General features: G+C 55.0%; 12 protein-coding genes. 6 read left to right on the top strand and 6 right to left on the bottom strand.

The annotated features are described in order from the left end of the window. Window positions 1-232 precede the first annotated feature (232 nt). Window positions 233-1,969 (bottom strand): NAD(P)H-hydrate dehydratase, encoded by a 1,737-nt coding sequence (locus tag ACR0IO_RS06270; RefSeq protein ID WP_480740185.1) that lies wholly within the window; start codon window positions 1,967-1,969, stop codon window positions 233-235. Window positions 1,970-2,138: 169 nt separating this feature from the next. Between ACR0IO_RS06270 and ACR0IO_RS06265 the strand changes: the two genes are divergently transcribed. Next, complete coding sequence (locus ACR0IO_RS06265; protein WP_108800222.1) at window positions 2,139-2,477, top strand: P-II family nitrogen regulator; 339 nt, start codon at window positions 2,139-2,141, stop codon at window positions 2,475-2,477. Window positions 2,478-2,514: 37 nt separating this feature from the next. Further along, window positions 2,515-3,921, top strand: coding sequence for a type I glutamate--ammonia ligase (gene glnA / locus ACR0IO_RS06260; RefSeq protein ID WP_155151118.1), 1,407 nt, complete (start codon window positions 2,515-2,517; stop codon window positions 3,919-3,921). Window positions 3,922-3,975: 54 nt separating this feature from the next. Here glnA and ACR0IO_RS06255 read toward each other — a convergent pair whose 3' ends face one another. Next, window positions 3,976-5,337: an MFS transporter gene (locus tag ACR0IO_RS06255; RefSeq protein WP_480740182.1), complete on the bottom strand. Its 1,362-nt coding sequence runs from the start codon at window positions 5,335-5,337 to the stop codon at window positions 3,976-3,978. A gap of 224 nt (window positions 5,338-5,561) precedes the next feature. Between ACR0IO_RS06255 and ACR0IO_RS06250 the strand changes: the two genes are divergently transcribed. Continuing rightward, window positions 5,562-6,359, top strand: coding sequence for a lytic murein transglycosylase (locus ACR0IO_RS06250; RefSeq protein ID WP_480740180.1), 798 nt, complete (start codon window positions 5,562-5,564; stop codon window positions 6,357-6,359). A 198-nt stretch (window positions 6,360-6,557) separates the two neighbouring features. Next, on the top strand, window positions 6,558-7,469 hold the full coding sequence (locus ACR0IO_RS06245; protein ID WP_480740178.1) for a hypothetical protein: 912 nt from the start codon (window positions 6,558-6,560) through the stop codon (window positions 7,467-7,469). Window positions 7,470-7,505: 36 nt separating this feature from the next. On the opposite strand, the gene ACR0IO_RS06240 is transcribed toward ACR0IO_RS06245, so the two are convergent. Further along, a complete protein-coding gene (locus ACR0IO_RS06240) occupies window positions 7,506-8,249 on the bottom strand; it encodes a heme-dependent oxidative N-demethylase family protein (protein WP_480740175.1) in 744 nt (247 codons plus the stop codon). A gap of 123 nt (window positions 8,250-8,372) precedes the next feature. On the opposite strand from ACR0IO_RS06240, the gene dddP reads away from it, so the two are divergent. Both dddP and ACR0IO_RS06230 read left to right on the top strand, forming a co-directional pair. Then, on the top strand, window positions 8,373-9,716 hold the full coding sequence (gene dddP / locus ACR0IO_RS06235) for a dimethylsulfonioproprionate lyase DddP (RefSeq protein WP_170331004.1): 1,344 nt from the start codon (window positions 8,373-8,375) through the stop codon (window positions 9,714-9,716). A gap of 484 nt (window positions 9,717-10,200) precedes the next feature. Further along, window positions 10,201-11,421: a bifunctional alpha/beta hydrolase/OsmC family protein gene (locus tag ACR0IO_RS06230; RefSeq protein ID WP_170331006.1), complete on the top strand. Its 1,221-nt coding sequence runs from the start codon at window positions 10,201-10,203 to the stop codon at window positions 11,419-11,421. A 39-nt stretch (window positions 11,422-11,460) separates the two neighbouring features. Here the strand turns inward: ACR0IO_RS06230 and ACR0IO_RS06225 are convergent, their stop codons facing one another. The 3 genes from ACR0IO_RS06225 to ACR0IO_RS06215 form a co-directional block, all read right to left on the bottom strand. After that, entirely contained in the window at window positions 11,461-11,811 is a 351-nt protein-coding gene (locus tag ACR0IO_RS06225; protein ID WP_480740171.1) for a hypothetical protein, read from the bottom strand. A gap of 10 nt (window positions 11,812-11,821) precedes the next feature. Next, window positions 11,822-12,361 carry a hypothetical protein gene (locus ACR0IO_RS06220; RefSeq protein WP_480740170.1) on the bottom strand — a complete coding sequence of 180 codons (540 nt, stop codon included), beginning with the start codon at window positions 12,359-12,361 and terminating at the stop codon, window positions 11,822-11,824. Between the two features lie 159 nt (window positions 12,362-12,520). Beyond that, window positions 12,521-13,108: a biotin transporter BioY gene (locus tag ACR0IO_RS06215; RefSeq protein WP_480740168.1), complete on the bottom strand. Its 588-nt coding sequence runs from the start codon at window positions 13,106-13,108 to the stop codon at window positions 12,521-12,523. Window positions 13,109-13,128 lie beyond the last annotated feature (20 nt).

The raw sequence follows: 13,128 nt of genomic DNA, 5'->3' as shown, positions 1-13,128 counted from the left end.
CCATGCCGTATATTCATTGCAAATCCGTCACAGCCGACACAGCGATGAAAGACACATTCTTATTTCTTTTCAAAAGGCTACATTTACAAGCCCAGGTGGCAGCAAATTGCTCCCAAATAAATTCTGCCCTTCCGCTATGCGTCTGGCAAACACTCGCTATGCATTAACGCAGAATGAACCGGCATAAAGTCGCCAATCCTGCGCTCGGTAGGCCACTATTTGCGCAACGCAATCAAACATTCAGCTTTTTAAGAACTTTAGGTAGCTGTTCAGGCAGATCTTCTGCGATCAGGCCGGGACCAAACTGCCGCGCGCATTCCACGTGCAACCAGGCTCCGGTCTCGGCAGCTTGCATTGGACTAAATCCGCGAGCCAACAATCCGGTTATGAAGCCTGCCAGCACATCCCCTGCGCCTGCCGTTGCCAGCCATGGCGCTGCACGATCGTAATGCGCTGAGTTAATCGAACACCGCCCATTTGGTGCAGCAATTACCGTATCCGGCCCCTTTAACAATACCACGCACCCTGCCCGTTTGGCCGCATCGCGCGTTGCATCCACTTTGGAATAAGCTGGACCTTTGGTGGGCGTTACCGCCAGCTTTTCGTCAATATCCGGAAACAGCCGCGCAAATTCACCTCCGTGTGGGGTTAGTACGCAGTTTTCGTGCAGTCGAGAGAACAACAATGCAGGATCATCCGCAAAAGCCGTCAGCGCGTCAGCGTCCAAAACCGTTGCGCGCTTTGCCTCAAGGGCAGCGGGCACCAATTCCCGTGCGCGCTCTATGCCCAACCCAGGACCAAGACAGAGAGCGTTCAGCCGCTCGTCCTTCAGCACATCGGTCAGCCCCTCTGCCCCCTCAACCCGCTGTAGCATGATGGCTGTCACCTGCGCCGCGACTTCCATCTGAGCCGCTGGAGGCACACCCAGCGTCACCAATCCAGCCCCAATGCGCAAAGCCCCTCGGGCGGCTAGCCGCGCAGCGCTGGTCTTAGCCGGACCACCCGAGCAAATGAGGGCGTGGCCGTGGGTGAACTTGTGATGTTGTTTGAATTTGGGCAAGCGATAGAGCGGCAACCCACCCCATGTTCGCTCGTCCTTCACGCGGCCCGGTGCTTCGGCAAGGGTTAGAAATGCAGGGCGGCTCGCCCTACGAAAAGGTTTGGGGCCTAATGTGAACGCATCGTCATATGGTTCACCATTAAAACGGCAACGCTGAATTGAGATACCGATGTCTTTGACTACAAGCTTGCCACACAAATCCGGCCCTTGCGCCAGGAAATGCCCGGGCTTTGGGCTGTCGAAACAAACGGTCAACCACGCAAAACGGTCGCGCAAAGCACGCGCGCCGCCCGCTTGGGCAATCTTGTTCCGTATCTCTACAGGAAAACTGTCCAGCACCTCGCGAGACCATGGGTTCGAAGCCTCTTGATGCAACGCCCGCCCGCTGTCCAAACACAAGCCGGATGGCGCGTCGATGCTGATCATGCGGTCGGTGTAGTGGTCCCCATTCACACCAGAAAGATGCCGAACGACCTTGAACAGTTCACCGTCCAAACCGCGTTTCAACCCCGTCCCGAACAGTGCGTCAACGTAAAGATCGGCAAAACCACCCTTGCGCATATTCTGTTCGGTCAGCGGTACAACCTCTCCTAACTCCAGCCATCGATCATAATTCACTCTCGCATCTGCCGGCAGCTTTTCGGGATCGCCATAGAGAAACACCGCAACCTCCCAACCCCACTCCTTCAGCAGCCGCGCCACGACAAACCCGTCGCCGCCATTATTGCCGGGACCACACAAAACCACGGCTGTACCAGATGTCTTCGACAGCTCAGGCCACTCTTCAAAAATCGCCTCAACTACACTGCGTCCAGCCCGCTCCATGAGCTCCAGACCGGTCACCTCGCCAGACTCGATTGCTGCAAGTTCAATCGCCCGCATCTGTGCCGCTGTTAGCAATTCCGTCATCTCAAATCCCTCGGCGATTCAATTTTGATTACTTTTTGTGCAAGCCGATCAAAATTTGACCTGCCGCCTGTTTTCTCAGCGCCCAACCCGGACCATTTTCGCAATCACATTGCCGACCGAATTTAGACGTGGTCAGTGCCACAGTGACAAGAGTTAATAGGAGCCCGGGATGAAGAAGATCGAAGCGATCATCAAGCCGTTCAAACTCGATGAAGTAAAAGAAGCGCTGCAGGATGTCGGCGTCCAGGGACTCAGCGTGATCGAGGTTAAGGGCTTTGGCCGTCAGAAAGGACACACCGAGCTGTATCGCGGCGCGGAATATGTCGTCGACTTTCTGCCCAAAGTGAAGGTCGAGGTCGTACTGGACGACGATCAGGTCGATGCAGCGATCGAAGCGATCGTAGATGCAGCAAAAACCGACAAGATTGGCGACGGTAAGATCTTTGTCTCGCCCGTCGAACAAGCCATCCGCATCCGTACCGGCGAGACCGGTTCGGACGCTCTGTAAGCCAATTATCGAATTCTCAAACAGAGGACATGAGAGAATGAGCAAGGACGCAGTTCTTCAGCTGATCAAGGACGAAGGCGCCGAATACGTCGACGTTCGTTTCACCGACCCGCGCGGCAAACTTCAGCACGTGACCCTGATGGCCGATCAGGTTGACGAAGACTTTCTGGAAGAAGGCTTCATGTTTGACGGCTCGTCCATCGCGGGCTGGAAATCGATCGAAGCTTCGGACATGAAGCTGATGGTCGACACTGAAAGCGCTTATGTCGATCCGTTCTACGCAGAAAAGACAATCTGCGTGCACTGCTCGGTTGTTGAGCCCGACACCGGCGAGGCCTATGAGCGTGACCCGCGCGGCACCGCACAGAAAGCAGAAGCTTACCTGAAAGCATCGGGTATCGGCGACGTTGCCTACATGGGGCCCGAAGCTGAATTCTTCCTATTCGACGATGTCCGTTTCTCGAACAGCATCAACAAGGTATCCTACGAAGTTGATGCAACCGACGCGTCGTGGAACACCGACACCGAGTACGAGATGGGCAACATGGGCCACCGTCCGGGCGTCAAAGGCGGTTACTTCCCGGTCAACCCGATCGACGAAGCACAGGACCTGCGTTCCGAGATGCTGTCGACCATGAAGCGTCTGGGCATGAAGGTCGACAAACACCACCACGAGGTTGCGTCCTGCCAGCACGAGCTGGGCCTGATCTTCGACAGCCTGACCAAACAGGCCGACGAGCTGCAGAAGTACAAGTACGTCATCCACAACGTTGCGCACGCCTACGGCAAATCGGCCACTTTCATGCCCAAGCCGATCGCGGGTGACAACGGCACCGGCATGCACGTGAACATGTCGATCTGGAAAGACGGCAAGCCGCTGTTTGCTGGCGACAAGTATGCCGATCTGTCAGACGAAGCACTGTGGTTCATTGGCGGTGTTCTCAAGCACGCCAAAACCCTGAACGCCTTCACCAACCCTGCGACCAACAGCTACAAGCGTCTGATCCCAGGTTTTGAAGCTCCTGTTCTGCGCGCTTACTCGGCTCGTAACCGTTCGGGTTGTGTACGTATCCCATGGACCGAAAGCCCAAAAGCCAAGCGTGTCGAGGCTCGTTTCCCCGATCCGGCAGCGAACCCCTACCTGTGCTTCGCTGCCTTGCTGATGGCCGGTCTGGACGGCATCAAGAACAAGATCGATCCGGGCGAAGCCATGGACAAGAACCTGTACGATCTGCCTGCCGAAGAACTGGCCGACATCCCGACCGTTTGCGGCTCACTGCGTGAAGCTCTGGAAGCTCTGGCATCCGATCACGACTTCCTGCTGCAGGGCGACGTGTTCACCAAAGACCAGATCGACGGTTACATCGCACTGAAGATGGAAGAGGTCGAAACCTACGAACACACCCCGCACCCCGTTGAATACGGCATGTACTACAGCTGCTAATTCAACCCTTTGCGGTAAGATCAGGGGCGCCTTTCATGGGCGCCCTTTTTCGTTTCATGTCCCTTCGGCCGTGTTGATCTCATGCCTCTCAATCGCGATGTAGGCGTACATCAAAACCACAGCAGATATGGTTGCGGTTACCCAGAACACAGCAGCGAACGATCCCAGCATTGCATAGGTGCTGCTGCAGACCGCCATTCCCAACGTTCCTCCCAACAACTGGCTGCTCAGCACGATACCCCCGGCTTGTCCCTGCATTCCAGGCGGAACCGAGATCATTACGGCTCGCTGCGGAGGAACAAAGAGGAAGGAAATAGCCACGCCCGAAATCAACAGCCCGGCAAATACGAACACATTCTGATCCAGGCCCATACCGATCGCCATACAGACCAGTCCGATCAGGGTGCCCAAAACTCCGAACAATGAAGGAAGTCTGGTTCCATAAGCATCTGCAGCTTTGCCTGCATAGGTCGCGGTTAGCACAGGTGGCACCACGGCTGGCAGCAGTGCCACCCCAGCCATCAGCGGAGACAGACCAGAAGACTTCTGAAAATACAAAGCACCAAACACGAAGGTTGCGATTTTGACGAATTGGGCGAGCGACACGATCATGTTTGATGCTGCAAAGGTACCATTGGAAAACAGTCGCATCGCGATAAGCGGCGCAGTGGTGCGCAGTTCGACCCATACGAACAAAGCCAACATCACTATGCCGGTGATCAAAGGCCCGATGACATCAATCCGCTCCCAACCGCGCTCGGGCCCTTCCATGATGCCGAAAACGGTGAGGGTGAGACCTCCGACCAGAAGCAGCAAACCTGCCCAGTCGAATCCAGCCTCGGCTCGTCGGGGTGGATCGCGCCAGAATACCCAAGTGATGCAAGCTACAATCAGAACGATTGGCGGGTTGATCCAAAAGATCCAGCGCCATGACAGATAGTCGGTCAACAGACCTCCGACCACCGGGCCAAGTGCCAGAAAACTTGTCCCGATCGCGCCGTAGATGCCAAGGGCCATACCACGTTCACCCTCATCAAAAGACATCGAGACCAGAACAAGTGAAAGCGGAAAGATAATGGCAGCCCCAATACCTTGAACTGCACGTGCGACGACGATCCCTGAACCACTTTGTGAATATCCTGCGGCGAGTGACGCAATGCCGAAAACAAGTAGTCCGACGATGATCAGGTTCCGCGTACCGATGATGTCACCGTACCGCCCCGCAGCACCAGCAAGCGCTGCGAGCACAAGCAGATAAATGTTCACGACCCAATGTGCACTCAAACTGCTCAGGCCGAGATCTGATTGGATCGTTGGCAGTGCAACACCCACAACGGTTTCATCAAGAAGAATGACCCCAAGAATTGCGCCCATCGCGGTAAGAACCCACCAGCGACTGTTCGACGTCTTGCCCATTGGAACTCCGCCTCCCCCTGAGAAAGAAACCTGATTTCATACTCATAGAACATGGCAAGGCTGAGATCCGTCAAGGAGCCAGTCGCGGTCACTTGCAAGGGCGACGCGCCTCAGACAAAGTAGTTTTACGCCTGTTTTGGCGCAAATTGATCAATTTACTTCTTTGCGATAGCCGAGCCAGCTATCCTGAAATTCGGATTAGTCAGATCGAAAGAGTGCTGTTCATGAAGCTTCTCGTTGCTCCCGTTGCCGCCATTGCCATCTCTTTCGCCTCTGTTGGATTGGCTGCGTCATGCGGCAATACCAGCGCCGGTTTTGAATCCTGGAAACAGAGTTTCGCCAAACAGGCCCGCAAAGCAGGGGTGCGCAAAAAAGGACTGCAGGCGCTGGCGCAGACCCAATACGCCACGAGGACGATCGCAGCTGATCGCAACCAGAAAAGCTTCAAGTATTCCTTGGATAAATTCATGAGGGTTCGAGGCGCAGATACCATCGTATCTCAAGGGCGCAAGCGGAAGGCTCGCAACCCGCAATTCTATGCGGCTCTGGAACGACAATACGGTGTTCCCGCCGGTGTTCTGATCGCTATTCACGGCATGGAAACGGGCTTTGGGAATTTCATGGGCGACAGTCAGGTTGTTTCCGCAATAACAACACTGGCCTACGATTGTCGCCGGTCTGAGTTCTTTATTCCTCATGCCATCGGAGCGCTGAAATTGGTGGATCAGGGCAGCATCACCATGGCGACAAAAGGGGCAAAACATGGCGAGCTGGGCCATACGCAATTTCTGCCGGGCAACGCCATAACCTATGGCGTCGATGCCACCGGTGACGGCCGCGTGGATTTTTACAACATGACCGACGCTTTGGCCTCGACCGCAAATTTCTTGCGTCAAAAAGGGTGGAAACCCGGTCGGGGCTATCAACCCGGCGAGCCGAACTTTGCAGTTATCCAGCAGTGGAACGCAGCATCTGTTTATCAGCAATCCATCGCAATCATGGCCTTGCGAATCGACAGCTAGGACAAGTTTCGCCTTAGCTGGCCGCACCCAATTTTCGCCACATTATCGCCACATCTAACCAGTTGACCCGGCGTTTCATTGGTTTCCAAAGCGTAATCAATCCTGTGAAAAATTCATTTTTTTGCATTTTCGTCAAATTTTCCCCTACTTCTCTCGCTATGATTGTGTGTCAGAAATCATATGGCAGAGGACTGTGCTGTGACTGTAAAGCACAAATACCATGGTGGACTTCAGTTCAACGGCGACGCGGAAGGCGCGCTCCGGCGGTTCTGTCACACCGTTTCTGCGACACTTGAAGACTATGGCCATCTGGTCGAGCGCAAGACGCTGACCAGCAAGACCGAAGCTAGTATCGTGTCCAGCCACTATCTAGTTCGGCTGCATCTTGAAACGACGCATGATGAGGCGAACGACCGATACGGACGTCTGGATCGTGCGGCCGGGTTGAAGACCATGGCTCGACCTGCGGTATCGCGTCCCAAGCACAGGCTAGCGATTTCGATTACCCCGGTTTCCGAGTTATTGGACGACAGCGAGATTTCCGAGCTGATCCTAGTGGTAATGCTATATCGCATGGTCGATATCTGTTCGACTCAGCGAGTTGAATGGCTGTCGCCGAACACTGTTCTGACGATTGAACAGTTCCTGAGCACGTTCGATTCATTCACTCCTCGAAAACCTCGGGAGCGCAAACAAATCTTCGAATCCGTAACGGGTCAATTTGCTGGTGTCGACATCGCCGATCAGGAAGAATTCGATCTTGAATCCGCAGCAACAAGAACATCGGGCCGCCCGATCAAGCTGACTGACGATCAGTTGCTGAGCATCGCGTTCAGAACAGATAATGAGCCGGTGACCGAAGTTGACCAGCCAGAAGCCGAAGCACCAGATGATGAAAGACCCAGTGATATTCTGCGTCTTACCAGCTGGGGCATGACCGGGGCAGTCGCAAGTTTTTCTGCACCGATCGCATTATCAATGGCAGCAGTAAACCTGATCCGCGGTGAGGATTTTCGCCTGAATACACAGGTTCTGGTGTTCACCGTCGCGATTGTTTCACTGAATGCAAGTAACGCTTTTGCCGACGTTGCCAACGCGCTTGGCATGTAAACTTACTACCAACGACCCTCCTTGGAGACCCCGCTATCAGGCGGGGTTTTCCATTTCGGACATCACATGTGCCGGAAGAACGTAGGTGTGAATCGTGAACACGACCGCACGCGTCTCTGGCAGGCGCAACAGAGTCTGCCGTTCACTTCGCATGTATTGCGCCCTACCCCTGTCGCGTATCTCCCGCGGCTCATTTGCGCTGCGGGGCTGATGCAGTTCTGCATCCTCGTACCACAGAGCATTGAACCGCCAGAGCGGACGACCCGTCTGTATCCCGTCAAAGAGCCGCTGAACACGTCGCGCAACATTGGCATCATAGCTGGCAACAGGAATGTGGATATCGAGAAGCGGTCTCATGAACTTCTCAGACAGTCGCCAGCTTGCCGGAAAGCACAGGATTGCACCGGTCAGCACATGCTCATCTTCCATCTTTTGCAGGATGCAGAAATCCTCCTGCACCAATCTGCAGAGAGTATCGAGAGGTTGCGTTCGATCAATTGCGACCTGGACGCCATCTGGACGTACGACCACCTTCGATGCTGTTGGATAAACCTGCGCCAAAACCATATCCAAAAGTTCTTGTGCAGGAGCCATTGCTTGGGGATCCAGCGCCAGAACTTCGGATCTCCGCTCGCTCAGCAAAGATTCTCTTCGCTGCATCTGCTCGGCGAATGCATCATCCTGATGCAACCAGGTCTCCATGCTTGCCGGTTGGATGCCCGGCAATGGACGTTGAATCAGAGGGTTGTATGGAATTTCTTGCTGTAGAATTGCCGTCATGACCCTGAATTAGCATTCAATCCGTCTCATGTCGGTCAAAAAGCGACGGCCATATCGTCGCAATTCACCGCGACTCGGCGGATTTGTCTCTTCAAGCTTTACCTGCAAGCAGGGAGGCGAGCCGTGAACCACCACTACCGGGATACCCGCAAGATTGATCCGACCCGAGGCGCAACGCTGGGTGATGGAACCCCGAACGAGAACGACCGGATCGAAATCGGCCCAACACAACTGGCATTTGGTGAATGGGCCAACGCAGGGTTGGAGCTTCCAAACCTGGAAAGAATGCGGGAACACCGTTGGAAGCGCTTGACGCAAGCCATCGTAGACCGCGGTTATGGTGGTATGTTGATGTTCGATCCGTTGAACATTCGCTATGCCACCGACAGCACGAACATGCAGCTGTGGAACACGCACAACCCGTTCAGGGCCGTTCTTTTGTGCGCCGATGGCTATATGGTGATTTGGGACTACAAGAACTCACCCTTTCTCTCGACCTTCAATCCGCTGGTTCGCGAACAGCGATCCGGCGCCGACCTGTTCTACTTTGACCGTGGCGACAAAGTTGATGTTGCTGCAGACGTGTTTTCCAATGAAGTACGCGTACTGATCGAGGAGCACGGCGGAAACAACAAGCGGCTTGGCGTCGACAAGATCATGCTGCACGGCCTGCGCGCGCTTGAGGCGCAAGGTTTTGAGATCATGGAAGGCGAAGAGCTGACCGAAAAGACCCGTGCGATCAAAGGACCAGATGAAATCCTTGCCATGCGCTGTGCAAATCATGCCTGCGAAACGGCTGTGGCCGAAATGGAAAAATTTGCCCGGGCAAATGTCGGCGATGGCAAGACCTCCGAAGACGACATCTGGGCCGTCCTGCATGCCGAGAATATCCGGCGTGGTGGCGAATGGATCGAAACCCGTCTGCTGGCTTCGGGTCAGCGCACCAACCCCTGGTTTCAGGAGTGCGGCCCTCGGATCACCCAAAAGAATGAAATCATCGCTTTCGATACCGACCTGATTGGATCTTACGGTATCTGCATCGATATCTCACGAACCTGGTGGATTGGGGACGAGAAACCGCGTGCCGATATGATCTATGCCATGCAACATGCCCACGAACACATCATGACCAACATGGAAATGTTGAAGCCTGGCGTGATGATCCCTGAACTGACAGCCATGGCGCACAAGCTGGATGATAAATTCCAAGCCCAGAAATACGGCTGTCTGATGCATGGGGTCGGTCTGTGTGATGAATGGCCGCTGGTGGCCTATCCTGACAAGGCTGTCGAGGGTTCATACGACTATCCGCTCGAGCCCGGAATGGTCTTGTGTGTCGAAGCTTGCGTCGGTGAGGTTGGCGGAGATTTCTCGATCAAGCTGGAGGATCAGGTCCTGATCACCGAAGACGGCTACGAGAACCTGACCACTTACCCATTCGATCCTGCGCTGATGGGGCAGAACTAAAAGCAGTGCTCACTTTGTCCAATGTGAGCGCATAACGTTACCATGCCAGTCCTCTATCGGGGGCTGGTAACTTGAGTTGGCTCCTCCGAAGGTTGGTGAGTACTGACCAAGCGCAAATCCGATCGCGCCGCTCAAAGCAAGAGCAATCAGTAAACCCGGTTGTATCGGAAAATCGTGTGCACGGGGATTAGCATGTGCCATCTGTCTCTCCTTGCTCAAGGTGTCGGTACAATCGCAATGTGAGCGCTGATGGGACTTAATTAAATCGAATATTTGTTTGCCTTTACTTCACAGATTCTGATGAGATGCGCACAGCTGCCAATCCGACATCAGATTGCCGGCAGCACCACAACCTCACCCTGCATCGCCTATCAAGTTCTACTTCCGGATACTCACCTTCCCGTGACGCTTCTGACATAAGGGTTGTGACCCTTCCTGGATGTACACACTATTAGGCAAATCCCAACAACTCCGAGGAGCAGCTATGCCAACGGAACGCATTACTTTTTCCGGTCATGACGGCAGTCAGTTGGCCGCGCGCCTGGATCTGCCGGATGGTCCGGTTTTGGCAACGGCGCTATTTGCGCATTGCTTTACCTGTTCCAAAGATATCCCGGCAGCACGGCGTATTTCTGCACGACTGGCTGCGATGGGTATTGCCGTTTTGCGCTTTGATTTCACCGGGCTGGGCCATTCGGGGGGCGAGTTTGCGAATACAACCTTCACTTCGAACGTAGAAGACCTGATCGCGGCATCGCATTATCTGGCCGGGCGCAATATGGCCCCTGCTCTGCTGATTGGCCACTCGTTGGGTGGTGCAGCAGTCCTGCGCGCACGTGCCGGCATTCCGTCCGTCAAGGCTGTCGTCACCTTGGGTGCGCCAGCTGACCCGGGCCATGTCTCTCATCATTTCGAAGCCGCCCTGCCAGAGATCGCAGCAGAAGGCAGCGCCGAAGTCACGCTGGGTGGACGACCATTCCGGATCGGTAGAGCCTTCGTCGATGATATATCGGAATCTGCGCTGGCTCCTGCGATCGCAGAGCTGAAAGCGGCGTTGCTTATCCTACATGCACCGCGTGATGAAACCGTAAGCATCGACAACGCCAGCACAATTTTTCTGGCCGCAAAACATCCAAAGAGCTTTGTCACACTCGACGATGCTGATCATCTGATCACACGGGCTGCGGATGCGGATTATGCAGCAGATGTCATTGCGGCATGGGTCTCTCGCTACGTCAATCTCAGGCCACCTGCCCCACCTCCGGGCGCACCCGAAGGGGTTGTGCGCGTAACCGAGGCGGATCCATCCGGGTTCATGCAGGATATTCAGTCCGGACCGCGCCACCACGCAGTGGCAGACGAACCCACCTCCTATGGCGGCACAGACCGGGGAATGTCACCCTATGGTTTCGTGTCATCAGGCCTTGGTGCGTGTACATCGATGACCATCCGTATGTATGCCCGACGCAAAAAATGGCCCCTCACCGGCGTCAGCGTCGATGTGTGCCATGACAAAGTCCATGCACAGGACGCTGGTCTGGCAAGCGAAGGCAAAGTGGATCAGTTCCGCCGCAAAATCAGGCTGGAAGGACCACTGGATCAGGCGCAACGGGACAAGCTGATGGAAATCGCAGATAAATGCCCGGTCCACCGAACTCTGGAAGGTTCGGCACGCATCACGACCGAACTCCTTCCCTCAACCTGAGTATTCCGCCTCCGATCTGGTCGGAGGCGGTATCTCGCCTCAACGGCGGGGGCCGGGTCTGTGTATGGGTGGCCGCGCTACAGGTGGGCGTGCAACCGGTGGCCGTGGCCGCGCGGGCGGTTTGGCAATGGGCGGCTGAGGCCGCACCGGTGGCTTGCCATCAGGCGGTCTCGGGCGATCGGGATTGATTGGTCGATCCGGCCTGACAGGACGATTGACGTCAACATTTACGTTTACGTCATGATAATAGTCATTCCAGAGCATCGAGTCATAGAACGGATCATAACCATATCCGACGCCAACCGAGACACCGTCACATCCGGAAATTGAAAAACCGGCCGCGCCCAGTCCCAACGCTAGCAAGGTACGTTTCATAAGCTTATGTGCCATCTGATCCTCCTTACTGGGCTGAACGGAAAGATCCGAAAATATCGTTCAGATCATTCACATAAGCTGGATCAGCACCATCACGCAGGACTGCGACTGCGACTGCGATGCGGTTTCCCGGCAAATCAATGACGGTCGCAGTAAAGTTAATACCTCGCCCGTCGCGACGACCAGTTCCCCGGACCACTTGCGCGGGAAGGCCACCGATAGTTGCTTTGCTACTTCCTGTTACCTGCGGATCCTTGACCAGAAACTTGTCGATGTCCTGCAGATATCGAATACCCCCCTCGATCGAACTCACACCGGTTGGCGACACGAACCCAATCCAGACATTATCATCTGTAACCGGGCGCATTCCCATGACACGGGCAACACCACGTGCATCGCCGACGGCAGAGTCTTCGATCTCACGCGGCCCACCAACGCGAAGCGTCCAAAAATCGGGAACTTCGAATTGAAACAACGCCTTGCCACTATCTGTGTATGTGACGGGCGTGTCCGCCAACGTCGGAGTTGCCAGCCCCATCAAGGCCGCAATGCAAGGGGCAAGCATTGACCTCATATTAATACGCATATCTCAATAACCTGATCAGTTGTCCGCCATCAGACTGCACGTTGTCGACGACATTTGTCCAGTATGACATTGTTCAGAAAACAAAAAACCCGCGCCGAACCAAATCAGCGCGGGTCGGATTTCGGATACGACCACCAATCAGGTGCGCGCATCACCGATCAGTTTCCACAAGCTCGGGATCAGCAGAGCGGCCAGACCCAGCTTGATCGCGTCACCCAGCAGGAACGGTGTCAGACCCCATTCCAGGATCGGCTTATCCCAGCCGTAGAGTTGTCCGAGCCACAGCAGACCAGGCACGTAGATAACGACGTTTGCCAGAACCAGCGCCAAAGCCATTTTGCCGACCGAGCGATCCCAGCCTCGTGACGCCAGAACGCCCAGCAAGACAGTGGCCAGAAGGTAACCCACCAGATAGCCTCCGGTGCCGCCCATCATGTAGGTCAGGCCGAACTTTTCAGCCGAGGAACCCGCAAAGACGTCAAAGCCCAGCGCACCGATCAAAAGATAACCGAGCATGGTAACAAGACCCAGACGTGCACCATATGCAGTTCCGATGGTAAGTACGGCAAAAGTACCCATCGTGATCGGGACAGGCCACATCGGCACCTTGATCTTTGCAGCGACCGCCAGTGCGACAATACCCAGAACAACCAGAACGACTTGCTTGATACGCAGCGCGGTTCCTTCGCGCGGGCCGATTGCATCGGCCAATACGTTGGAATTCATCATGTCTTCTCCCACTTCAG

This window comes from Ruegeria sp. CE12, assembly GCF_056537525.1.
This window is presented reverse-complemented; position numbering and strand designations above follow the sequence as displayed.